The following is a 22939-nucleotide window of genomic DNA, read 5'->3' on the forward strand; positions in this document are numbered from 1 at the left end:
TGAGCGGAACCGTCAGCGCCTCGATAAGCTTCTAGCCCTTACGGGGGGCATGTGCCCCGCTTTCCTGAACCTGTCGATGGGTGCGGAGCATGATCGAGGCAGTCGGCCTGACCAAGCGCTACGGCGACAAGACCGCTGTGTACAACCTTTCCTTCCAGGTGCGCCCCGGCGCCGTGACCGGTTTCCTGGGCCCCAACGGCTCGGGCAAGTCGACGACCATGCGGATGATCCTCGGCCTGGACAATCCCACCGCGGGCCAGGTGACCATCGGCGGCTACCCCTACCGCAAGCTGCCGAACGCACCCCGGCAGGTCGGCGCCCTCCTCGACGCCAAGGCCGTGCACGGCGGCCGGCACGCCCGCAACCATCTGCTGTGCCTGGCCCAGTTGTCCGGCATCCCGGACCGCCGGGTCGACGAGGTGCTCGGCGTGGTCGGCCTCCAGGACGTGGCACGGAAGCGGTCCAAGGGCTTCTCCCTCGGCATGGGCCAGCGCCTCGGCATCGCCGCCGCGCTGCTCGGCGACCCGCAGGTGCTGCTCTTCGACGAGCCGGTCAACGGCCTCGACCCCGAGGGCATCCTGTGGGTGCGCAATCTGATGAAGGCGCTCGCGGCAGAGGGCCGTACCGTCTTCGTCTCCTCCCATCTCATGAGCGAGATGGCGCTGACCGCCGACCACCTCATCGTCATCGGGCGCGGCCAACTGCTCGCCGACATGGGTGTGAAGGACTTCATCGCCGCCAACTCCGCGGGCTTCGCACGAGTACGCACCCCGGACACCGAGCCTCAACTGCGCGAGAAACTCACCTCCGCGCTCACCGAGGCGGGCGGGCAGGTGCTGCCCGAGCAGGACGGCGCGCTGCGCGTCATGGGGCTGCAGTTGCCGCGCATCAGCGACATCGCGCACGACACCGACGTACGGCTGTGGGAGCTGTCGCCGCACCAGGCGTCGCTGGAGGAGGCGTACATGCGGATGACGCAGGCCGCCGTCGACTTCCGCTCCACCGTCGACCAGAAGGAAGGGCTGATGCAGCCGCTTCCGCCCGGCTTCCAGCCGCCGGCGCCGGTACCGGGCCAGGGGCAGCCCGGCTGGTACGCCCCGCCGCCGCCCGGACCGGGCGGGCAGCCCTTCTCGATGCCCCCAGGTACACCTCCCGGAATGCCCCCGGGCGGGCCTGGCCAGCCGGGCCGGCCGGGTCCCTACGGCGCTCCCAACGGCCCGCTGCCGGGCGGTGCGGGCGGCGGCGCCCAGAACCCGTACGCCGCCCCGGCGGCCCCGTCGGCCGCGGCCGTCGCGGCGCCCCAGGCCCAGCCGCAACCCCCGTCCTCCCGGCCGCCCGTGCCTGAGCCCGCACCCGCCGCGGCCCCCGCTCCCGCCGCCGCACCTGCGCCCGCCGCCGAGAAGCCCGCCACCGACCTCACCAAGCCCGAGGACGCCCGATGAGTACCCCGCAGTCCCCGATGCCGCAGGCCGTGCCGCCCGCTTGGCAGCAGGCGCCCGGCTCGCCGTACCCGACCTACACCTCGCCCATCCCGATCGTGCGCACCCACCTCGGGCACGCCCTCGCCTCGGAGTGGACGAAGATCAAATCGGTGCGCTCCACGATGTGGACGCTGGGCGTGTTCGTCCTGCTGGTGGTCGGGATCGGGCTGCTCGCCGGTGTCGTCGTCGCCAACTCGTCGTCCGGGCAGGAGCCGGGCTCCGACAGCAACACCGCGCTGTCCCTCGGCCTCTTCGGACTGCTGCTCGGCAGCATCTGCATCATCACCTTGGGCGTGCTGACGACCGCCTCCGAGTACGGCACCGGCATGATCCGGACCACCGCAACCGCGTGCCCCTCCCGGGTACGGGTGCTGGCGGCCAAGTCGATCGTGTTCTTCACCGTGGCCTTCGTGGTGACGCTGGCGGCAGTGTCGTTCGTGGCCGTCGTCCAGGTCGGTCTGGTGGACGCGGCGAAGGCGCCGTCGGCGTCGGAGTGGCTCAAGGGCACGGTCGGCATCAGCCTCTACATCGCGCTGCTGGGGCTGCTGTCGCTGCTCGTCGGCTCGATCGTGCGGCACTCCGCGGGCGCCATCACGATCATGATCGGCGTGGTGCTCGCCCCGCTGGTGATCGCACTGTTCATGTTCACGCCCTCGCTGGAGAAGGTGCAGACGGCCCTCTTCCAGTACTCGATCCCCAACCAGCTCGTGGTGTTCTACGACGCCTCCCTCAGCAACACCGGCGGCCCGTCCGGCTGGGACCCGCTGTGGATCATCGTGGGCGTGACGGCCGTGGCGTTCAGCGGGGCCTGGGCACTGCTGGAGCAGCGGGACGTATAAGACGTAGAGCCTGTCGTTCTGTCGTCCTAGAACCTCGGCGCGTTGCGGGACCGCTGTACCCGAGTGGTGCGGCGGTCCTTCGCGTTCCAGCACGCCTTGTGCCAGTGCCGGCGGTCGTCCACGCCCGCGTGCTCCGGCCAGGCCACCACATGCGGGACGCCGGAGGGGATCGTCTGGTCGCAGCCGGGGCAGCGGTACGTCTTGCCCGCGGCGGTGGCGCCCGCCACGTGCCGCACGCTCCAGTCCTCGCCCTGCCAGCTCTCCGTGGACTGCCAGCCGCCGTAGCGGCCCGACGGGTCGTCCTCGGCGCTGCGGCTCGCCGCGGCGCCTCCCCGGGGGTCCTTGGGTCGGTTGCGGCGCGGGGACACGGAACACCTCACGAGGTCGTACGGACTGCGGGGACCCTGTCCAGCGTACGCGGCGCGGACAGGGGTATGCGTAGGTGGCCAATCATGACAAGTCCCCCTCCGCCCCGCCCCGTTCTCCAGAAAATCCGCAAATCTCTTCGCTACCCCGTGTCCTCGGCACGTGTCGGACGGTTATGCCGGGTGGGGGAGCTCCGTGTCGGAGCCAAGGAAGCGGGAAAGCACCATGCACGTGGGAAGTTTCGTACTGGCGGCCCAGTTCCCGGGCCAGGGCCAGGGGGAGGCGCTGCACCGGGCGGTCCGAACGGCGGAGGCCGCCGAGGAGGCGGGACTCGACTCGGTCTGGGTGGCCGAGCACCACTTCGTGCCGTACGGCGTCTGCCCGTCGGCGGTCACCCTGGCCGCGACACTGCTGGGGCGCACACGGCGCATCCGGGTGGGTACGGCGGTGAGCGTGCTGCCCACCGCGCACCCGGTCGCCCTCGGCGAGCAGGCCGCGCTGCTGCATCTGACGAGCGGCGGGCGGTTCTCGCTGGGCGTCGGGCGCGGCGGGCCGTGGGTCGATCTGGAGGTGTTCGGCGCAGGCCTCGCGGCGTACGAGGAGGGGTTCCCGGAGTCGCTGGACCTGCTGCTGCGCTGGCTGCGCGAACCGGCGGTGGGGGCCTCGGGCGGGCGGTTCGCCTTCCGTGAGGTCCCGGTGGTCCCCCGCCCGGCGGAGTCGCTGACGGACGCCTCCGGGCCCGAGGTGCTGGTCGCCTGCACCTCGCCCGCGAGCGTACGGCTGGCGGCCGGGCGCGGGCTGCCGATGCTGCTCGGGATGCACATCGGGGACGAGGAGAAGGCCGGGATGGTCGCCCTGTGGCGGGAGCACGCGCGGGCGGCAGGGCTCGGCGCTGAGGAGATCCGCGCGGCGGGCCATGTCTCGGCCGGAGTCGTCCAGATCGCCGACCGGCGCACCGAGGCGGTGGAGACACTGACGAAGGCGATGCCGGGTTGGCTGAAACAGGGGCTTGAGGCGCATATGACGGTGGACGGCCGGACGCGCTCGATGCGTGATCCGCTGGCGTACACCGAGCTGCTGTGCGCCCTGCATCCGGTGGGCACGCCACAGCTCGCCGCCGACCGGCTGGCGGCGACCTCGGAACGCACCGGGGTCACCCGTTTCGCGCTGCTCGTCGAGGGCTCGGGGGATCTGACGGCCACCGAGGAGAACGTACGGCGGCTGGGCGCCGAGGTGCTGCCCCAACTCCGCTGAACGACGCAGTAACTCCGCACCAACCCGATCAACCGGATCAACCGGATCAAACGGACGCGGGGCAACTCCCCTTGCCCCGCTGAGACTTGCCGCTCCATGTCGATCGCACCTCCCGCACGGAGCGGCAAGCCGAGGACCGCCGGACGAGGGGTCCGGACGGGTGCGCGGTCAGCAGTCCCTGAGCTCCGGGGACTGGTTGAGTATCTGGCTGCGCACCGAGGTGAAGCGGGCGAGGGTCTGGTCGACCGAGTCGTCCTGCGGGAACACGGCCACGCGATGGCAGTTCTGGAACGCCAGCCGCACCCCGAAGTGCCGCTGGAGCGCACCGCGTATCGCGTCACTCGCGAGCGCGCGCAGCAGCTGACCGCGCGCGTGCTCGTCTGGCGGAGGCGTCTGGTTGTCGGCGAACGGTCCGCCGTCGACCTTCAGCTGGGCCACCAGGGAGCTGATCATCTCCCACGCAAAGGGCAGGGAGGTCCGGACGCAGTCGACGAATTCGGCTTCGTCGACCTCGCCTCGCTCGGCCTGTTCGAGTAGGGCCGGTGAGACGTCGAGCGACATGGGTTCTCCTCTCGCACCCCCGCCGGGACAGGGGTTGCCGGACACAGGTCAAGGAGGGAGTTCGCGTTGTCAACCACGGTGCGTACACACACCGCGACCTCCCGTTCCCTACCGTAGGCAGCGGACGGTGACCGCACCAGCAGAACGCGTACATGCGATGAACCGTTTGAGCCGACAATCAGCCATGAAGGAACACGGGTCTTCCAGGGCGAATCGCGCCGGGTGCCGGGGTCGAGTAGCGTTGCGCACCATGCGTCTCGTCATTGCCCGGTGTTCCGTCGACTACGCCGGCCGGCTCACCGCCCACCTCCCCGCGGCACCCCGTCTGATCTTGGTGAAGGCCGACGGCAGCGTGTCGATCCATGCCGACGACCGGGCCTACAAGCCCCTGAACTGGATGTCGCCGCCCTGCACGCTGAAGGAGGGCTCGGGCGACGAGGAGGGGGTGTGGACGGTCGTCAACAAGGCGGGCGAGAAGCTGATCATCACGATGGAGGAGATCCTGCACGACTCCTCCCATGAACTCGGCGTCGATCCCGGCCTGATCAAGGACGGCGTGGAAGCACACCTCCAGGAACTGCTCGCCGACCGCATCGAAACGCTCGGCGAGGGCTATACGCTCATCCGCCGCGAGTACATGACCGCCATCGGCCCGGTGGACATCCTGTGCCGGGACGCCGCGGGGCAGACGGTCGCGGTGGAGATCAAACGCCGCGGCGAGATCGACGGCGTGGAACAACTCACCCGCTACCTCGACCTGTTGAACCGCGACCCCCACCTCGCCCCGGTCCGCGGCATCTTCGCCGCCCAAGAAATCAAACCCCAGGCCCGAGTCCTCGCCACCGACCGAGGCATCGGCTGCCAACTCCTGGACTACGACGCGATGCGGGGCCTGGAGGACGACAAACTCCGCCTGTTCTGACGGGCCCCTGCGGGGGCGGGTGTCTGCGGGTGCGGTTCCCTTGCGGGTGCGGGTGCGTTGTGGCTGATCGCGCAGTTCTTTGCGCCCTTGGGGGTGCAGCTGACGTCGGCTACAGCCTTGCCGCCGCCCCCACCCCGGTAGCCGGAAGGTGGGGCAGGTGAAGGAGGCGGGGCGTCCAAAGCCTCATCCCAAAGGTTCCGCAGGTTCTGACGGTGCGTGGGCGCGTCGTTGTTACCGCCTTCCCAGCGCTCCGTGTCCGGGTCGATGTCCCGCCCGCGCGCACAGCACCGTCAGGACGCCGTCCACCACCGACCAGTCACCGGGACGGTCTTACGAGTTCGTCGTGCGATGCCCGGTTCCGGGACGCGGTTCGCGCTCGGTCACGGTCACCGAGCGGATCTACTGCGGACACGCTTGCCGACAGGCCGGGGCGTGGTTCTGGCACACCAGCGAGTACCGCTCCTTCGTCCCACCGTTGCGCGCCGACGTCGGGCGTGCCCTGGCGGGCACCATGGAACCGTGGGCTCACTGCTTTGCGGTAGGTCCTTCCGCTGCTGCGGATGCCGGCATATCGCGGGTGTCGGCCATCGCTTGGTAGTTCACCGGCTTTCGCCCGAACCCGAGCGACTCAAACCCTTGACTGGCCGTTCTCTATCCGCTCGGGTGCTCGATCTGGCTCGAACGGGGTCCTGGATCGGGTGAGTTGGCCGATGTCGGGGCATGACAGAAGGGCCTCTTGGTAGCTCGCGGTTGTCGAGTCCAGCGAGGAGCAAGAGGCCCTGTTGTCGAAGTGTCGCGTGGTGGCGGTTGCCGGGTCCAGTCCGGCCATTCCTGGGTGTGACTGTCTCGCCCACAGGTTCGGGAACGCGGCCGACCGGCCGGAGCGCCGGCCCCGGTACGGCTCGGACATGAGCGATGCCGAGTGGGCACTCGTGCGGGATCTGCTGCCGGTGCCCGGATGGCTGGCGGGCCGGGGCGGCCGTCCGGAGGGCTACTGCCACCGAGAGATGATCGACGCGGTGCGCTACCTCGTCGACAACGGCATCAAATGGCGCGCGATGCCCTGCGACTTCCCGCCCTGGCCGCGGGTGTACGCCTTCTTCGCCCGCTGGCGGGACGTGGGACTGGTGGCCGAGCTGCACGACCGGCTGCGCGGAGCCGTCCGCGACGCTGAGGGCCGTGATCAGGAGCCGAGTGCGGCGGTCGTGGACTCGCAGTCGGTGAAGGCGGACGCCGCCGTCACCTTCGCTTCACGGGGATACGATGCCGGGAAGAAGATCAACGGACGCAAGCGGCACCTGCTCACCGACACCCTCGGACTCCTGCTGGCCGTGCTGGTCACGCCGGCCTCCACGACCGACCGGGACGCCGCCCGGATCCTGCTGCCGACAGCGAAGAGCCGCTTGCGGCGGCTGTCGCGCATCTGGGCCGACGGCGGTTACACCGGCCATCTCCAGGACTGGACCGCCCGCCACCTCGGACTCGTTCTCGATGTCGTCCGCCGCAGTGACGACGTCTCCGGCTTTCAGGTCCTGCCCCGCCGCTGGGTCGTGGAAAGATCCTTTGCCTGGTTCCTGCGCAGCCGGCGTCTGGTCCGTGACTACGAGCGGCGCCCCGACACCAGCGAAGCCGTCATCCTGTGGTCGATGACCATGCTCATGAGCCGCCGTCTGGCCGCCCGGCACCAGCAACCTGTTCGGGTGCGGGCAGCGTGAACCTGCCTGGTTTCTCCTCCACCAGCCAGCCCCGCTCCACCAGCCGCTTCAGCCGGGCCCGCGCTCCCTCGACACGGGAGGCGGACGCACTGTCCCAGCCCAGCACCACCGCTGCACGCCGGGCACCCAGCCCGTCGCCTCCCGCCTCCAGGGCGGCGGCCATCAACCCCTGGTAGTCCGAGGACAGTTCTTCGACCCCGGCAGCGTTCTGCCGGTGAGGCACCGCCCGGCGCGGTCCAACCGGCTTCCTCCGCGACACCCCGCCGACCGCCATGGCGGGCGCGTCCTCCTCGGCCAGCGCCTCCAGATACTGCTCCACGCCGATCACGCGGCACCTGAGCACCTCTTCGGCGTCGGCCAGAGCCGCCCGCACCCGCTCCAGCTCGGCTTCGAGTTCTTCTACCCGCACCGCCGCGGCCTTCTGCCGCGCCTCCAGAACCGCCCGCATCGACGGCATCCGCCACCCCCACGACATCTCGGTCAGCAACGGACCGAGACTTCCGCGACAGGCGGGATCTCATGCCTGACCAGCAGAAACCGCACACGAGGTTCGGAAAGAGAACAACCTCTGAGGAAACAAGCTCAGGCGTAGCTGAGGATCAGGCAGGCCAACACGACCTGAGCCGTCCACTGCACCACGACGATCCCGGCTCTGGCGCCCGTCCAGCGGGCCCGGGGCCACAACAGCGCCGTCAAGCCGGCGACGACGGCCGTCCAGAAGCATCCGTAGAGGAATGCGCCGGGGACCGCAGAGCACTCGTCACCGTAGGTGATGCACCGGCTGCCGCGCCCACTGGCGAGGACCGGGACGCAGCTCAGGACGACCATCGGCAGGAGCAGTCCTAGTCCCCAGCCGGACCACTTCCGTAGCCCGCGGTCAGTGTCCTGCTGATGCGTGGTTGCCGAGGTCGTGTTCATGAGCCCAGCCAACCGTCCCGGCCAGCTCCCGTGACCGGGCGCAGTACTCACATGTCCTGAGTTCGCATACTCAACGCCCGCGCTACAGGTCTGCCTTGATGCTCTGCCCCGGACAAGACCACTAGTCAGGCGAGACCGCCCGGGAAGTCCGCCCACGCGCTCGTGTTGAGACCGGCGCCGCCGTGGCCCTCAAGTTCGTCGAGTCCGCCAGACTCGATGGCGGGCCGTGAACGCACCCCACCTCGTCGCTCTCGTCCGAGTCGGAGCCCGCATCGAACCCGGCCACCTCGTCGAACGTCGAAGGTCGCGCAGCCTGATCAACCTCAACTGATCTGCAGGGTGCGACAATTACTCGTCACCTCCGGGTCAGCTGCCGTACTACAGCCTCTCCACGCGGCCGACGGGCCGGGCGAATGACGCGTCATCGAGCGCGGTCGGCGGGGCTCGAGTGATGCCTCATCGGACACGGCGAGACACCCCCGACGCAGGAGCATTACTCAGGGCCTCACGGGGAGAAGACCCGTTACCGCATCAGGGGTGCCGCTTGGTGAGTGGTCCTCATTTGTGGGGCCGAAGGACAAGGACCACTCGGCATGATGGGTTACCCGGCCCGCATCACGGGCCGTCCTCCCCGTGCTGGGCCAGCAGTACGTGTGGCTGCACGGTGGAGCCGTGGGAACGGATGACCGGTGCGCTCTCGACCTTCGACAGTGGGCCGTCATGCGCCTGGCAGTCGCGCGCAATGGTGGTGTCGACGTCCATCGTCAACCGGCCCGAAAGAAGCTGCCGTTCCCACAAGTGCAGTTCGCGACTCGGCGTGTCAGCGGGTGACGGCGTCGCTGTAGGCGTCGCCCTGTCCCGCAGTCGCGTGACCACCTCGGTCATGGTGGCCGGGTCATCGTGCCAGGTCGGCGCATCGGAACGACGTGGCGGCGGTAGATGAGCCTGCTCTTCGGCGGGCAGGTCGGTCGGAGCGGGCTCGCCGGGGAAGTCGAGTTGCGCCCAGACTGCCTTACCCGAGTCCGGGTGCGGAGTGGGGAAGGCATAGCCCCACTTGGAACTCAGCTCCTCGACCAGACGGAGGCCGCGCCCGCCGTTGTCATCGAGCGAGGGTGGCCGCAGTACTGGCGGCGTGCGGTCCTGGTCATAGACGTAGATGTGGATGTGGTCGGGGAAGCACCACAGCGTCAACACGAAACGGCGCACGCGACCATCTACCACCGAGGGCGGCGGAGCGACCGCCGAACCACTGTGGCGGACGGCGTTGGTGGTCAACTCCGAGACAACCAGCTCCGCATCATCAATGACGCTTTCGGGTACCTCCCACTGCTTCAAGATTGCGCGAGCGTGCATCCGAGCCCAGCGGACGGCGGTCGGCTCACAGGCCAACTCAAGGCGGCTAAACCAGGGTTGAGGCGGATTGGTCATAACCGGACCTCCGCCCGGAGCTGGCCGCGTACTGAGCGGTTGAGGTGATGGGCGGCTGGCTTGGTCCTGACGGTCATGGTGCTGGCCTCGTTCGACGGGCGCGGCCATCAACCGGCCGCTGGTGGTGGGGGACTTCATGCGGTCATGGGCCCGCTTGCCTGGCCACAGACAGCCCGAGCTCACGGGCCAAATCGGTCGCCAACGTCATGGCCTGGGCTTCGGTGATGGTCTCGATACGCACGCCATCGCGCCCGAAGCAAAGCAAGAAGCCGTGCTGTCCCGGCGCGACCCGGCGCATGAGCGGCACCCGTAAACCTGGGGTCTGGCCGAACTCGTTGCTGACCAATGGGGCTCCTAGGCCATGACCAGTGGGGCTGTCCGTAACGGTCGGTGCTCCTCAGAAACACCGGCAGTGACGGGTCGCCTACGGTAGACCGAAATCGGTTCCTGTCGCAACGGTTCTATTGGAACGGTTCCGTTCGCCAAGAACGGTTCCAAGATCACCAGATACCACTGGCCGGCGAAAACGGGCAGACTGGTCCCGAAGAACAAAGGGAGGAACACGGTGGCCGAGCAGACACCGACGGTGCGTCGCCGCCGCCTGGGCTCTGAACTGCGCAAACTGCGGGAAGAAGCGGGCGTTTCCCTGGAGCAGGCCGCCGAGACACTGGAGTGCAGCCGTTCCAAGATCAGCCGCATCGAGCTGGGGTACCTGGGCATCAGGGCGCGGGACGTACGCGACCTCTTGGCCAGCTATCACCTCAAGGATGACGAACTGCTCGAGAGGTTGACGGCCCTGGCCCGGGACGGAAGCAAGCGGGGATGGTGGGACGCCTACGGCCAGATCATCCCGCCCGCCTACGCCAACTACCTTGGCCTTGAGGCCGATGCGAACTACATCCGCACCTTCCAGTCCATCCTGATCCCCGGCCTGCTCCAGACCGAGGACTACAGCCAGGCCGTCATGAAGGCGAACCCGGCCATGGTCCGGGATGAAGTCGTGGACACCCTGAAAAAGGTGCGGGCGGAACGTCAAGCCATCCTGACGCGCAACCAGGACCCGGTACGGTTCTGGGCCATCATCGGGGAGGCCGCACTACTTACACCGGTGGGCGGAGCAGAGGTCATGCGTGCCCAGCTCGCCCACCTGACGAAGATGGTGGAGCGACCCAACATCACGCTTCAGGTCCTGCCGTACAAGATCGGCGCTCATGCCGGCCTGTCCGGCCCGTTCCTGGTGCTGTCGTTCGCGGTGCCCAATGACAGCGGGGTGGTCTGGCTGGAGAACCTGTCATCCAGCCTGTACCTGGACACCCAGGAAGAAGTAGCCGGGTACACCCTCGTCTTCGATGACCTGCGCTCCAGCGCGCTCAACCCCGCCGACTCCCTGCAACACATCGCCAGGATCGCTCAAGAACTCGGGACCGAGGGAAGCTAGAGGTATCGATGGACACCCCGACGAACTGGCGCAAGTCCAGCTACAGCGGCAGCACCAACGAGTGTGTAGAAATAGCCGACCTGGCCGACGGGGGCCGGGCGGTGCGCGACTCCAAGCGCCCCGATGATGGGTTCTTCTGTTTCACGGCCGACGAGTGGCAAGCCTTCGCCTCCAGCATCAAGGCAGGCGACTTCGACCGGTAGGCCCACAACCATTGGGGGCCGACCAGGACACAGACCGCGGTCCACATTCCAGGTTTCGCCCTGCGCCGCATCATCGCCTGTCTTCAGCGGCATGACGCCGACGGGCCACTCTGGGTGCCACAACCCGTCCCGCTGTACTGCCTTCAGGGTGAAGGCGTGGATCGTCATGCCAGCAGGAAGCTCAATCATGGTGACGGCGTGAGAGAGCCTTGCGTACGGCCGCCTCGGCCTTCTTACTGGTCAGATGTACCGGGGGGAGCATCCCCCCTCTGGGGATGCAACCCGCAAGCGCCGGGCTACGCGGCCCAGCGACGGTATGCCAGCCGGGGCCTTGCGCCGGTGGGGAACAGCGGCCCGCAGATGCGTCCGGTGATGAGCCGGGGCAGCAACTGGGCAGTACCGGACTATCAGTGGATCCACTCGGTCGCCCCGCCCTTGGCAGCGATCTTGCCGCGCTTGTCCTGCGGGTACAGGTCCTCCACGTTCAGGCACAGGACCTCATCCACCCGGGCGGCGGACTCGTAGACCATCTTCCGCTGCGTCTTCTCCCGCAGGGCCACGTCTAGAGCCTGTCTCTTTGATGAGTCGGTCCTCTGATTGGCCCCCTCGTGAATGCTTGCGGCATCGTGCATGGAAGCCTGTCCTCATGGACACATTCGCGGACCGATTCGACGGCGGGTGGATGTGGTGGGAAGCCGCCATCGAAGAAGCGCAGGAAGGGCGCTGGGTCCGTGACGCCGTGGAACGGCAGGTCATCGAGGACATCGGCGCCGCCACAAACCCTCTATGTGGCGGGCGGATGGCCCCCTTCACCGAGGACTCGTGGCACGTTCGAATCGGGAGGATCGCGAACTGGGCCGGGGTGCTGCGACTCGCAGCCCGGTCAGGCCGATGGGTGCTCCGGCCAGTCGCCGGGCGCCGCCCGCCGCACCCTGCGGGCATGGCTGAGCTGCTGTCCGGCATCTACGCGGTCGGCGAGCAGGGAGAAATCTGGATGCGGCAGCTTCTGAAGGGCGAGCTGCCACCAGAAGACGAGATCGCGAAGGCTGAGGGCTTCCTCACCGGGCCTGGATCCGTGGAGGACCTGGAACTCTTCTTCTACGACTGACAGGTCGTCGCTTCATCGTCACCGCCGTGTCCAGATGAAGATGGCGGCGAGGTGGAGTGCGGCCTGATAGGCGATGGCGAGCTTGTCCGTTCGCATGGCCAGGCCGCGCCACTGCTTGAACCGGTTGATGCGTCGCTCGACCGCGTTGCGCTGCTTGTACGCCTCAGCATCGAAAGCCGGTGGGCGACCGCCGACGCGCCCTCGCCGCAGCCGTGGCCGATCTGGTCGGAGATGACGTCCCGCCTGGTGCAACACCGTTGCGTTTGGCGGGCGGCGTTGCTGTCAAGGGGTCCATCCGTCGGCGATCACTTCGGTGTGAATGGTGTATTTCTGCGCCGTTCTCGGGTGGCGGTTCCGGTTGAAGGGGTACGTGCTGTATCTCTTCAGCATCCGTGACTTCATTCGCCACCGGCGTTGCTGCGGGATCAGGTTCGCCAGGGCGGCGCGGCCGATCGCGCCCACCAGCGTTACCGGTTCGGCCGGGGCGATGCCTGCTGCGGTCACGATCTGGTCGGCGGCGGCCTGCAGCAGGACGGTGAAGCTCACGCGGTGCGCGGACAGCTGCGGGTGCACGGTGGTGAGGTCGTCGGCCGTCCTGATCAGTGCCTGGTAGACGGTCAGCAGGGCGTAGATCTCCTGCTCGAGGCCGGGGACCGTCCGTGAGCGCAGGACCCGGCCGTCGAGGATGGTGGACTTCAGCGAGAAGTAGCAGGTCTCCGCCTGCCAGCGCCGGTGGTAGAGCTCGATCAGCTCCGTGGCCGGGTGGCGTTCGGCATCCAGGAGCGTGGTGAGCAGGCGCCACAGCTCCGTGCGCCGGGTCCCGTCTGCGAGAGTGACGGTCACCCACGCTTCGATCACCCTGACCTCCAGGCGCTGTCCGTAGCCGTGGCCTGCCCGGTAGTTGTTGGACTGGATGAAGGTCCGGTAGGAGCCGTCGGACAGCGGGTGCCGGACGGTCGGGCGCCGCTTGCGGGTGGAACGCAGCAGGAAGGCCGCGCCGGTGTCGGAGACCGCGGTCAGGAAGCCGACCGCGTCGTAGTAGGCGTCGGCCAGCAGCAGCATCGAGGCGTCCAGACGGCCGAGCAGGCGGTGGGCGTAGGAGATCTCCCCGATCCGGTCCGGGCCGAAGACCGCGTCGAGGAGGGCACGGGTGCCGCACTCGACCAGGGCCACCAGGCGCACGATCGGGTATCCGAATTCACGCACGCGGCCGACGTGCTTGGGATACCGCGAGGTCACCGCCGTCTCGTCGGGGGCGTTCAGCGTGGTGCCGTCGATGGCGACCACGCGACGCCCGCGGTAGAAGGCGCAGGACTGCACGGGGGTGGCCACCGGCCCCGCCAGGACTGTGAACAGGGCACGCAGCGGTGCGACGCCGAGCCTGCGGCGGGCACGGGACAGGGACGAGGCACACGGCCGTGCCACGGCGGTGTGGGCGAGGCCCGCGGTGAGCTTGCCCCAGACCGCCTGGTAGGAGGACCGCTCGAAGAAGGCCAGGGCGAGGACGAAGTACACCACGACCCGCGCCGGCAGCAGACGCAGCCGCTGTTCCCGCGCAGCGGTCTCCTCGATCACCGCATCGACGAGGACGGGATCGATGATCCGGGTCAGCTCGCCGAGGTGGCCGGGCGCGTACAGGTCCGGATCTGTCGCTGGGCACCGGACGCTGGCAGACTTCCGTAACAACGGGACCTCCGGGTTGCTCATCCCTGGCTCGACACCAAGGGACCTACCCGGGGTCCCGCCCTCGTGTTCGCCCCCTTGACAGACCCACCCATCGGCCAAACGCAACGGTGTTGCACCTCGCGGGACGCGACCTGGTCGGACGGCTGGGGGATGACAGCGCGGATTCCACGTCGGCGGAGGTGACTCCGGATCGCGTGGGATGAGTACGCGCGGTCTGCCAGGACCACATCGGGCCGGGTCCTCGGCCTCCGGGCCCGCCTCGCGGAACGTGGATGGCAGCCATGACGGTCTCGAAGACGGCGCGTCGCCAGCCTGACCTGCGGTGACGCGGAGGGCCAGAGGTCGCGCACGGCCGTCGCTGGCGAGGTGGGCCTTCGTGCTCAGGCCACCGCGGGAGCGTCCGAGCGCGTGATCCTCGGGTTCGGTTGGGCCTGGAGCCCCCGGTACGAGACCTACCGCCGAGGACTGTCAGATGCGCCTGACACGATGCCTGGTATGAGCCCGACACCAGAGCTGACACAGAGGACCCTGACTGCACGTGGCTTCCGCGGCTTCGTGCCGTTCCGTGAACTGTCCGGCAGCAACGTCCCCACCGGGCACGGAATCTACGTGGTGATCCGCACGGACACCTCGCCCCCGTCGTTCCTCCCCACCAGCCCTGCCGGGCATCTCAAGGGACGCGACCCGTCCGTGACCGCCGACAAGCTCGGCGATGCCTGGGTGGACGGGGCAACGGTCGTGTACATCGGCAAGGCCGCAGGTCAGGACGGACTGAATCAGCGGCTTGCCGACTACCGCCGCCACGGCACCGGTCTGTTGGCCGGCCACTGGGGCGGACGCTACATCTGGCAGCTGGCCGACTCGGACGCACTGCTCGTCGCCTGGCGGCCGATGACCGAGGACGACGCGGGTGAGGCTGAGCAGGACCTGATCGACGAGTTCAAAGAACTCCACGGAGGAGCCCTGCCCTTCGCCAACCTCAGGAACAACGCCCGAAAGACTCCGGAGACAGACGCCAGCGTCGACTAACCCTGGTCACTCTGTACCGCCCGGGGGCCGCGCGCCACCGGCCCCAGTCCCTGGGCGTCACCATGGCTGGACCCCGAGTACCGGAAGGGCGGGGCCCTTGGTTGTCATGTGACGCGAGATCAGATCATCGGGCTGGACGTGTCGTTCGTCGGGGTGACAGCCGAACTGCTTGTCGTCGCCGGGGCGCTGGACGCCGGTCCGCTGGCCGACGACGGGGTGGATGGGGTCGCAGAGGCCGACGGCGACGCGGAGGGAGTGGGCGAGGTCGGGGGCTTCGGCGACTTCGAGGGCGTGGACGACGGCTTTGGCGTCGACGAGTGCGAAGTCGACGGCTTCGTTGTCTTCGACGGGCTCGGCGTGTGGGTCGAGCCGGTCCCCGAGCGCCTCGTGCCCGTCGGGTCGGGGGACGGCACCGTCGATGGTGTCGGATCGTCCGTGGGGCTGGCGGTGGGGCTCGCGGTGTCGGTCTTGGCGGCCTTCTTCGGGGTGACCGACAGGTCGCCGTCGTCCAGGCCCACGCTGATGGAGGGGTTCACGCCCACCTGGTCGGACGGCGTGTCCGCGTTGTCGTTGGACGTCATCCCGAGCGTCACCACCGTCCCGATCACCGCCACGAGCACGGCACCGGAACCCACCGCCATCAGGTTGCGCCGGGCGAGTCGGCGGATGCCGCCGCCGGAGGGGTGGGGTTTGCCGGGGTTGTAGGCGATCAGGGTCGCGGTGTCGGGGGCGGAGCCGGGCGGGAGGGCCGCCCGGACGGTGCCCGGCGGCAGGGCGCGGTCGTCGTCGAAGTCGTCGCCGAGCACGGCGGCCAGGCCCAGCGCGGTGCCGGTGCGGTCCGCGACCAGGGCCAGGGCGCGGCGGCCCGCGACGGTGCCGCGCTTCTCGGCGAGCGCGCCGTGCAGGGCGATGGACCCCTCCAGTTCGGCGCGGGCGCGGTCCATCTGGCCGAGGCAGAGGGCGAGGACGCCCAGCTCGTGGTGGAAGTAGGCCTGGTCGGAGACCTCACCGGCCAGCGTGGAGACCTCGGCGCCGGAGCGCAGGGCGCGTTCCCAGGCGCTCCAGTCGAGGCCGGTGGCGAAGGCGGGGGCGGCGGTGCGGGCCAGCCGGACAGCGATGTCAGCCTGTGCCTCGTCGACTTCGGCGGGCAGGGCCGGGGCGGGGGATCCGGTGCTGTCGAAGGGGTCGCCGGTCTCGAAGGGGTCGTCGGATTCCGGGGTGGTCAGCGGCACCAGGGCGGCCAGCGCCGCGAGCACCGCGTCGGCCTCGGCGCACACCCGCTCCGGCGTGACGGAGGGATGCCCGGCCCACCAGGCGTAGTGCTCGGCGAGGGTGCGGGCGTCGGTCTCCAGGGTGTCGGCGTACCCGGCGGCGGTGAGCTGGGCGACCGCCCCGGCGGAGAGCCGGTAGCGGGAGCCGACGGGGGTCACCAGGGCGCAGCCCGCCAGTTCGCCGAGGGCGGCGTCGGCGTGGGTGTCGCCGACCAGCGCGGGCAGATGCGCCTGGTGGGGCACCTCGCCGCCGAGGGCGACGGCGAAGCGCAGGGCGGCGCGGGCGGACAGGCTCAGCCGGGACGCCAGCAGCGCGGCCGGTCCCGCCGTCTCGCCGACGGACGGCAGCGGTATCTCCTCGCCGTCGTCCACCGCGTCGGCCGGTACGTCCGCGGGGCCGTCGGCGGGTGCGTCCTGGAAGACGCCGTACTCCTCCACGGCGTGGGCGCTGGCGCGGAGCTGGTCGCGCTGCCGCAGCAGGGCACCGGCCTGGACGAAGCGCAGCGGCAGGCCCTCGGACTCGAACCAGAGGTCGCCGGCCCAGTTCTCCTCCTCCTCGGTGAGGGGGCGTCCGGCGGCGGCCTCCAGGAGGCGCAGGCTGGCGGCGCGGTCGAGGCCGCCCAGGACGACGTCCTCCATCTCCGATTCGGCGGTGGGGGCGGGTGCTTCCGGGGTGGTCGCGACGAGGAACGCGCACTCGGGCGTGGCGTCGAGCAGCTCCTCCAGCGCGACGCCGCCGAGCTCGGCGTCGTCCACGACGACGACCGCTCCGATCTCCCGGACCAGCTCCAGCAGTTCGTCCCGCTCGGGGCGGTGGCGGGGGGCGCGGTGGACGGCGTAGAAGAGGTCGTGGAGGAGGTCGTCCGCGGTGCGGTGGAAGCCGCTGAGGCGGACGACGCCGTCGGGGGCGAGGTCCGCGCAGTCCTCGGCGACGATGTCGAGCAGCCGGGTGCGGCCCGAGCCAGCGGCGCCGACCAGCCGTACGCCGCGGCCCCGGGCGAGCAGCCGGACGAGCTGCTCGCGGTCCTCCTGGCGCTCCAGCAGCGGCAGCGCGGGCTGGTCGGGGCCGGGAGGCGCGGGCGGCCGGGCGGCACGCTCCGCCTCGGCGCGCTCGGCGGCGGTGCGCTTCTCGGGGCGGCCGGGCAGTTCGCCGGGCGGGCACACCTCGATCTCGCTGCCGTCGACCGGATTGACGGTCAGCAGGTACTCCCCCGTGACCACTCGGGCGGTCCGGGCGAGCGCCGGAGTGCTCGGGCCGAAGTCCGGGGTGAGGGATTCCCGGGGCGGGCGCCGGTTCGGCGCGAGTGCGTCGCCGTCGTCGCCGTACGCGTCGTACGCGTCGTCACCGTACGCTTCGGGTCCCGCGTTGTTCGGGTCCATAGGTTCCAGCCCCCAAAAGCGTCGCTGTGCTCTGAAGCCCCTCCCGGCCTTGCCGCACACCGCGCTGTCGCTTCTGGTCCGGGCCCGCTCGAGGGTCGTACAGCGGCGGGCGTCCGCACCCTAAACCTTCCGTAAGTATCTCCGACAGTCCAGGGGGGTGCCCCGCCCGAGACATCACGGTCTCGTGAGGATTGCACGTCAGATGGGCTTCACAACCGGAACGCCCGGCTCGCCCAGGTCGTCCGGGCTCCGGGGAATCAACCGGACATCTCCGGCGGAGCCAATCGGACAACTACGGTCATACGACCGGCTCGTCACCCTCACTCACACGGGGCACCCCGGCCCCGTAAACCCCGACGCGACGAGGATCACACCTGCGGCAGCGACTCCGCCGCGATGCCTCCCTCGATGGTCAGGATCCGGTGCAGCCGGGTGGCCACCAGCAGGCGCTGCATCTGCGGCGGTACGCCGCGCAGCACCAGCGTCCGGCCGCAGCGGCCGGCCCGCCGGTGGGCCCCCATGATGACGCCCAGTCCGGTGGCGTCCCAGGAGTCCAGCTCGGACAGATCCAGCACCAGATCGCCCACTCCGTCGTCGACGGCCGAGTGCAGGACCGTACGGGCGTCCGCCGCGCTGCGTACGTCGAGGCGGCCCCCGACGACCAGTTCGACGTGGTCGCCCCTGATGTGCATATGCGCTCCCCGTGAGTGCCATGGTGTCCGCGGTGCTGTGCACGATGTCGTGCGCGGTGTGTCACGCGACGGCGCACGCGGTGACCTGCTCCGCGTACTCCGTGACGCCGGCTGTGCAACCTCTGACTGCTTCAGCGGCAGAGCGGTTGCTCCTCGTAAGCGAACCGATACCGAATTCACCCGCAGGGGTGAGCAGCGCGGTGCAGGTCGTGCTCAATTGCGCCGTTCAACGGACACTAGCGCCCGGGAACGCACTCTGTGACTGCGGAGTAACGCGTTTCACGTCTCGCGGCGTGAGACACCTGTCACGTCCGGGCGGGACCGGTCGGTCTACATTGGCCGCATGGTCAATCTGACGCGTATCTACACCAGGACCGGCGACCAGGGCAGCACGGCTCTGGGGGACATGAGCCGGGTCGCCAAGACCGATCTGCGCATCGCGGCCTATGCGGACGCGAACGAGGCGAACGCGGTCGTCGGCACCGCGATCGCACTGGGCGGCCTCGACACGGAGGTCGTGGCGGTGCTCACCCGCGTCCAGAACGACCTCTTCGACGTGGGCGCGGATCTGTCCACCCCGGTGGTGGCGGAGCCCAAGTTCCCGCCGCTCAGGGTGGAGCAGTTCTACATCGACCGTCTCGAGGCGGACTGCGACCGCTTCAACGAGGAACTGGACAAGCTGCGTTCGTTCATCCTGCCCGGCGGCACCCCGGGCGCGGCGCTGCTGCACCAGGCCTGCACGGTCGTACGCCGGGCCGAGCGCTCCACCTGGGCGGCGCTGGAGGTGCACGGCGAGGTGATGAACCCGCTGACCGCGACCTATCTCAACCGGCTGTCGGATCTGCTGTTCATCCTGGCGCGCACGGCCAACAAGGAGACCGGTGACGTGCTGTGGGTGCCGGGAGGGGAACGCTGAGCCTTCCGCATGCGGTCTGCATGCGTTCCGCGTGCGGTCTGCGGCGGAATGTACGGCGCGGGGCGGGTACGGCCTGTGTATCGGAAGATCTGCTTGATCAATGCCCTGGATTCGAAAGGAAGTTGAGGATCAAGCCGATTATCCGGACGAGTGGTCCAGACCTATTGACCGCTGGTCCAGACCTTCCTATTCTCACGGCACTGAGGGCGTGAAGGCTCAGTCACGCCCCCTCATCCTCACCCCCCGACAAGGAGGCGCTGCATGCGCTTCAGGCACAGAGCTGCTGCGGGGTTCGCGACCCTGCTGCTCCCCCTCGCCGGTCTGGTGGGACTGGCGAGCCCGGCTCAGGCCGCGTCCACCGCGACCGCCACCTATGCCAAGACCCAGGACTGGGGCACCGGCTTCGAGGGCAAGTGGACCGTCAAGAACACCGGTTCCAGCGCCATTGATTCCTGGACGATCCAGTGGGACTTCCCGTCCGGCACCTCGGTCACCTCCGCGTGGGACGCGGACGTGTCGAGCTCCGGCACCCACTGGACCGCCAAGAACAAGTCCTACAACGGCTCCATCGCCCCGGGCGCCTCGGTGTCCTTCGGCTTCAACGGCTCCGGCTCCGGATCCCCCAGCAACTGCGCACTCAACGGCGGTAGTTGTGACGGCGGCACCACTGTCCCGGGTGACAACCCGCCCTCCGCGCCCGGCACTCCGACCGCCTCCGGCGTCACCGACACCTCGGTGAAGCTCAGTTGGAGCGCGGCCACCGACGACAAGGGCGTCAAGAACTACGACGTCCTGCGCGACGGTGCGAAGGTCGCCACGGTGACCGACACCTCGTACACGGACACCGGTCTGACCGCCGGCACGGACTACTCGTACACCGTCCAGGCGCGTGACACCGCCGACCAGACGGGTCCCGCGAGCGGCTCGGTCGCCGTTCACACCACCGGCGGCGGCACCAACCCGCCGACCACCGGTGACAAGGTCAAGCTCGGCTACTTCACCGAGTGGGGCATCTACGGCCGCAACTACAACGTCAAGAACCTGGTGACGTCCGGCTCGGCCCCGAAGATCACGCACATCAACTACGCCTTCGGCAACGTGACCAACGGCCAGTGCGCGATCGGCGACTCCTACGCCGACTACGACAAGGCGTTCACCGCCGACCAGTCGGTCAGCGGCGTCGCCGACACCTGGGACCAGCCGCTGCGCGGCAACTTCAACCAGCTGCGTGAGCTGAAGGCCAAGTACCCGAACATCAAGGTGCTGTGGTCCTTCGGCGGCTGGACCTGGTCCGGCGGCTTCGCCCAGGCGGCGGCCAACCCGACCGCGTTCGCGCAGTCCTGCTACAACCTGGTCGAGGACTCGCGGTGGGCCGATGTCTTCGACGGCATCGACATCGACTGGGAGTACCCGAACGCCTGCGGTCTGAGCTGTGACACCAGTGGTGCCGCGGCCTACAAGAACGTGATGGCCGCGCTGCGCTCCAAGTTCGGCTCCTCCGCCCTGGTCACCTCCGCGGTCACCGCGGACGGTTCCGCCGGCGGCAAGATCGAGGCCGCCGACTACGCGGGGGCCGCGTCCTCCGTGAACTGGTTCAACGTGATGTCGTACGACTTCTTCGGCGCCTTCGACGCCAAGGGTCCGACGGCACCGCACTCCCCGCTCACCTCGTACAGCGGCATCCCGAAGGCCGGGTTCGACACCGCCGACGCGATCGCCAAGTACAAGGCGATCGGGGTCCCCGCGAACAAGCTGCTGATCGGCATCGGCTTCTACGGCCGCGGCTGGACCGGGGTCACCCAGGACGCCCCTGGCGGCACCGCCACCGGCCCGGCACCCGGAACCTACGAGCAGGGCATCGAGGACTACAAGGTCCTCAAGACGTCCTGCCCGGCCACCGGCACCGTCGCGGGTACGGCCTACGCCCACTGCGGCAGCAACTGGTGGTCCTACGACACCCCGAGCACCATCGCCGGAAAGATGACCTGGGCCAAGAACCAGGGCCTCGGCGGCGCGTTCTTCTGGGACTTCAGCGGAGACACCAGCAACGGCGAACTGGTGAGCGCGGTCAGCAGCGGCCTCGGCTAGTCCGTGGCACGCGGCAGCAGTAGTCACCGAGCCATATAACGCACCCCCCACCCCGTCGCGGGCGGACCACGGTCCGTCCGCGGCGGGCTTTTCTGCGCTCCCTGCACGCCCTACGCGCTCTACGCGCCCCCGGCGTGCGCGGTACCGGGCCGTTCGGCACATATCGGCAGGAAGATCGGCAGGTGAGCAGCGGTCACGGAACCGGAACACTCTCTATCCAGACCAGAAAGCGGCATACCGCACGCGGGGGCAGAAAAATGAAACGCCGTACGAACAGGACCAACAGGTCCAACCGGTCCCACAGGTCCGACAGTTCCCATGGCCACCATAGGGACCACAGCGAACGCGGGGACCACAGCGAACGCGGAGCGCACGGGACGCACGAAGAGCACAGCGAACACAGGGAGCACAGGACGCACACGGAGCACTGCGAGAGCACGCCGGACCGGTCCCGCTCCGGCCGGCCGACGGCCGGGCAGGCCAGGTTCGCGACGCTAGGGACGTTCACCGGAGCGGCCCTGGCGGCGTTGCTGACCGCCAGCCCGCTCACCGTCTCGGTGTCACTGAGCCCCGAGCTGCGCACCGTGGTGATCAGCCAGAGCGACGCCCAGCACCCCGTCTGCCCGGTCCTCGCAGGTCAGGCCACATTGACCCGCTGACCGGGCGGGGCGGCCTCCAGCCAGGCGAGGAAACCGGTCAGCGCGTCCTCGCTCATCGCGAGTTCGAGGCGCGTGCCCCGGTGCAGACAGACCAGGATCACCGCGTCCGACAGCAGCGCCAGCTCCTCCTCGCCCTCGGGGAGACGGCGGCCCGCCACCTCGATGGCGGAACGGTCAAGGACCCGGCGCGGCCTGGGAGCATAGGAGAACACCCGGTACCACTCGACGCTGTCACCGCTGTAGCGGGCGACGCCGTAGCTCCAGCCCTTGCCGCTGGGGTCCGGACGCTCCGGCACGTCCCAGCGCAGCGAACAGTCGAACGTGCCGCCGGAACGCTGGATCAGTCTGCGGCGCAGACCGAAGACGAACAGCCCCACCACCACCAGGGCCACGACGATTCCGCACACAGTCAGAGCGAGGACCATCGACACCGACCTCCTCGTCTCCTAGGTACCGAATGAACAGGTAACGGAACGGAAAAATCATCCAGATCTGCCACAGCCGCGGCCGGCTCCGGATTGCTCCGGTGCCGACCGCGGCTGAGGTATGTCATCGCTCGTGAGCGCTGGTTCAGTGCGTGGTCGCCGCTCGCAGGCGAACCTCCGCGCGGCGTTCCGCGTAGGCGTCCGCCGCGCGTTGCGCCCGCTCCAGGGCCCGCTCCGCGCGCTGGACGTCGATCTCCTCGGAGAGCTCGGCGATCTCGGCCAGCAGCGAGAGCTTGTTGTCCGCGAACGAGATGAAACCGCCGTGCACCGCGGCGACGACCGTTCCACCATCGCTCGTCCGGATGGTCACCGGGCCGGACTCCAGCACACCGAGCAGCGGCTGGTGACCGGGCATGACGCCGATGTCGCCGGAGGTGGTGCGCGCGACGACCAGGGTGGCCTCGCCGGACCAGACCTGGCGGTCGGCGGCGACCAGCTCGACGTGCAGCTCAGCAGCCAAGGAAGGCTCCTCGGGTCACCACCCGGCGGTAGTGCCGGGT

At 69.3% G+C, this 22939-nt stretch carries 24 protein-coding genes and 2 pseudogenes; 12 read left to right on the top strand and 14 right to left on the bottom strand.

All coding sequences use genetic code 11. The features are described from left to right. The first annotated feature begins 89 nt into the window (after positions 1-89). Positions 90-1442 (top strand): ABC transporter ATP-binding protein, encoded by a 1353-nt coding sequence (locus ACSYGN_RS12485; RefSeq protein ID WP_460394896.1) that lies wholly within the window; start codon positions 90-92, stop codon positions 1440-1442. Beyond that, entirely contained in the window at positions 1439-2320 is an 882-nt protein-coding gene (locus ACSYGN_RS12490; protein WP_460394899.1) for an ABC transporter permease, read from the top strand. The genes ACSYGN_RS12485 and ACSYGN_RS12490 overlap by 4 nt, the downstream gene beginning before the upstream one ends. A gap of 26 nt (positions 2321-2346) precedes the next feature. On the opposite strand, the gene ACSYGN_RS12495 is transcribed toward ACSYGN_RS12490, so the two are convergent. After that, positions 2347-2688 carry an ATP/GTP-binding protein gene (locus ACSYGN_RS12495; protein WP_460394901.1) on the bottom strand — a complete coding sequence of 114 codons (342 nt, stop codon included), beginning with the start codon at positions 2686-2688 and terminating at the stop codon, positions 2347-2349. A 223-nt stretch (positions 2689-2911) separates the two neighbouring features. Between ACSYGN_RS12495 and ACSYGN_RS12500 the strand changes: the two genes are divergently transcribed. Next, the gene (locus tag ACSYGN_RS12500; protein ID WP_460394903.1) at positions 2912-3940 is read left to right on the top strand and encodes an LLM class flavin-dependent oxidoreductase; all 1029 of its coding nucleotides are present in this window, start codon (positions 2912-2914) and stop codon (positions 3938-3940) included. A 168-nt stretch (positions 3941-4108) separates the two neighbouring features. Here the strand turns inward: ACSYGN_RS12500 and ACSYGN_RS12505 are convergent, their stop codons facing one another. Next, positions 4109-4501, bottom strand: coding sequence for an SCO5389 family protein (locus tag ACSYGN_RS12505; protein WP_460394905.1), 393 nt, complete (start codon positions 4499-4501; stop codon positions 4109-4111). Positions 4502-4751: 250 nt separating this feature from the next. Here ACSYGN_RS12505 and nucS point away from each other — a divergent pair, with 250 nt between their 5' ends. Then, positions 4752-5423, top strand: coding sequence for an endonuclease NucS (gene nucS / locus ACSYGN_RS12510; protein WP_460394907.1), 672 nt, complete (start codon positions 4752-4754; stop codon positions 5421-5423). Positions 5424-6331: 908 nt separating this feature from the next. Beyond that, positions 6332-7138 (top strand): IS5 family transposase, encoded by an 807-nt coding sequence (locus ACSYGN_RS12515; protein WP_460394909.1) that lies wholly within the window; start codon positions 6332-6334, stop codon positions 7136-7138. On the opposite strand, the gene ACSYGN_RS12520 is transcribed toward ACSYGN_RS12515, so the two are convergent. The 4 genes from ACSYGN_RS12520 to ACSYGN_RS12535 all read right to left on the bottom strand — a co-directional run bounded on the left by ACSYGN_RS12520 (position 7080) and on the right by ACSYGN_RS12535 (position 9830). Next, positions 7080-7586, bottom strand: a complete 507-nt coding sequence (locus ACSYGN_RS12520; protein WP_460403410.1) for a hypothetical protein — start codon at positions 7584-7586, stop codon at positions 7080-7082. The genes ACSYGN_RS12515 and ACSYGN_RS12520 overlap by 59 nt on opposite strands. A 134-nt stretch (positions 7587-7720) precedes the next feature. Next, entirely contained in the window at positions 7721-8056 is a 336-nt protein-coding gene (locus ACSYGN_RS12525) for a hypothetical protein (protein ID WP_460394911.1), read from the bottom strand. A 615-nt stretch (positions 8057-8671) separates the two neighbouring features. After that, entirely contained in the window at positions 8672-9622 is a 951-nt protein-coding gene (locus ACSYGN_RS12530) for an ATP-binding protein (RefSeq protein ID WP_460394913.1), read from the bottom strand. Between the two features lie 4 nt (positions 9623-9626). Next, on the bottom strand, positions 9627-9830 hold the full coding sequence (locus ACSYGN_RS12535; RefSeq protein ID WP_460394915.1) for a hypothetical protein: 204 nt from the start codon (positions 9828-9830) through the stop codon (positions 9627-9629). Positions 9831-10049: 219 nt separating this feature from the next. Between ACSYGN_RS12535 and ACSYGN_RS12540 the strand changes: the two genes are divergently transcribed. Beyond that, positions 10050-10922 (top strand): helix-turn-helix domain-containing protein, encoded by an 873-nt coding sequence (locus ACSYGN_RS12540; RefSeq protein WP_460394917.1) that lies wholly within the window; start codon positions 10050-10052, stop codon positions 10920-10922. 8 nt (positions 10923-10930) lie between these two features. Beyond that, a complete protein-coding gene (locus tag ACSYGN_RS12545) occupies positions 10931-11125 on the top strand; it encodes a DUF397 domain-containing protein (RefSeq protein ID WP_460394919.1) in 195 nt (64 codons plus the stop codon). A gap of 407 nt (positions 11126-11532) precedes the next feature. On the opposite strand, the gene ACSYGN_RS12550 is transcribed toward ACSYGN_RS12545, so the two are convergent. Next, entirely contained in the window at positions 11533-11685 is a 153-nt protein-coding gene (locus ACSYGN_RS12550; protein ID WP_460394921.1) for a hypothetical protein, read from the bottom strand. 86 nt (positions 11686-11771) lie between these two features. Here ACSYGN_RS12550 and ACSYGN_RS12555 point away from each other — a divergent pair, with 86 nt between their 5' ends. Next, on the top strand, positions 11772-12233 hold the full coding sequence (locus ACSYGN_RS12555) for a hypothetical protein (RefSeq protein WP_460394923.1): 462 nt from the start codon (positions 11772-11774) through the stop codon (positions 12231-12233). A gap of 18 nt (positions 12234-12251) precedes the next feature. On the opposite strand, the pseudogene ACSYGN_RS12560 reads toward ACSYGN_RS12555, so the two are convergent. From ACSYGN_RS12560 to ACSYGN_RS12570, 3 genes and pseudogenes are all read right to left on the bottom strand, one after another. Further along, positions 12252-12463: pseudogene (locus ACSYGN_RS12560) on the bottom strand (IS5/IS1182 family transposase); the annotation flags it as partial. Between the two features lie 52 nt (positions 12464-12515). Continuing rightward, positions 12516-13940, bottom strand: coding sequence for an IS4 family transposase (locus tag ACSYGN_RS12565; protein ID WP_460394925.1), 1425 nt, complete (start codon positions 13938-13940; stop codon positions 12516-12518). Positions 13941-14038: 98 nt separating this feature from the next. Beyond that, a pseudogene (locus ACSYGN_RS12570) lies at positions 14039-14342 on the bottom strand (transposase); the annotation flags it as partial. A gap of 72 nt (positions 14343-14414) precedes the next feature. On the opposite strand from ACSYGN_RS12570, the gene ACSYGN_RS12575 reads away from it, so the two are divergent. Beyond that, positions 14415-14948, top strand: coding sequence for a hypothetical protein (locus ACSYGN_RS12575; protein WP_460394927.1), 534 nt, complete (start codon positions 14415-14417; stop codon positions 14946-14948). A gap of 119 nt (positions 14949-15067) precedes the next feature. Here ACSYGN_RS12575 and ACSYGN_RS12580 read toward each other — a convergent pair whose 3' ends face one another. Both ACSYGN_RS12580 and ACSYGN_RS12585 read right to left on the bottom strand, forming a co-directional pair. After that, a complete protein-coding gene (locus tag ACSYGN_RS12580) occupies positions 15068-17599 on the bottom strand; it encodes an ATP-binding protein (RefSeq protein WP_460394929.1) in 2532 nt (843 codons plus the stop codon). Between the two features lie 368 nt (positions 17600-17967). After that, complete coding sequence (locus tag ACSYGN_RS12585; RefSeq protein WP_460394931.1) at positions 17968-18291, bottom strand: STAS domain-containing protein; 324 nt, start codon at positions 18289-18291, stop codon at positions 17968-17970. A gap of 343 nt (positions 18292-18634) precedes the next feature. Here ACSYGN_RS12585 and ACSYGN_RS12590 point away from each other — a divergent pair, with 343 nt between their 5' ends. From ACSYGN_RS12590 to ACSYGN_RS12600, 3 genes are all read left to right on the top strand, one after another. Further along, positions 18635-19207, top strand: coding sequence for a cob(I)yrinic acid a,c-diamide adenosyltransferase (locus ACSYGN_RS12590; protein WP_460394933.1), 573 nt, complete (start codon positions 18635-18637; stop codon positions 19205-19207). Positions 19208-19468: 261 nt separating this feature from the next. Next, positions 19469-21295 (top strand): glycosyl hydrolase family 18 protein, encoded by a 1827-nt coding sequence (locus ACSYGN_RS12595; protein ID WP_460394935.1) that lies wholly within the window; start codon positions 19469-19471, stop codon positions 21293-21295. A 527-nt stretch (positions 21296-21822) separates the two neighbouring features. Then, positions 21823-21954 (top strand): hypothetical protein, encoded by a 132-nt coding sequence (locus tag ACSYGN_RS12600; RefSeq protein WP_460394937.1) that lies wholly within the window; start codon positions 21823-21825, stop codon positions 21952-21954. On the opposite strand, the gene ACSYGN_RS12605 is transcribed toward ACSYGN_RS12600, so the two are convergent. Both ACSYGN_RS12605 and ACSYGN_RS12610 read right to left on the bottom strand, forming a co-directional pair. Next, positions 21933-22379, bottom strand: coding sequence for a DUF2550 domain-containing protein (locus ACSYGN_RS12605; RefSeq protein WP_460394939.1), 447 nt, complete (start codon positions 22377-22379; stop codon positions 21933-21935). The genes ACSYGN_RS12600 and ACSYGN_RS12605 overlap by 22 nt on opposite strands. A 145-nt stretch (positions 22380-22524) precedes the next feature. Beyond that, the gene (locus ACSYGN_RS12610) at positions 22525-22899 is read right to left on the bottom strand and encodes a F0F1 ATP synthase subunit epsilon (RefSeq protein WP_460394941.1); all 375 of its coding nucleotides are present in this window, start codon (positions 22897-22899) and stop codon (positions 22525-22527) included. Positions 22900-22939 lie beyond the last annotated feature (40 nt).

The organism is Streptomyces sp. YIM S03343 (assembly GCF_054729195.1).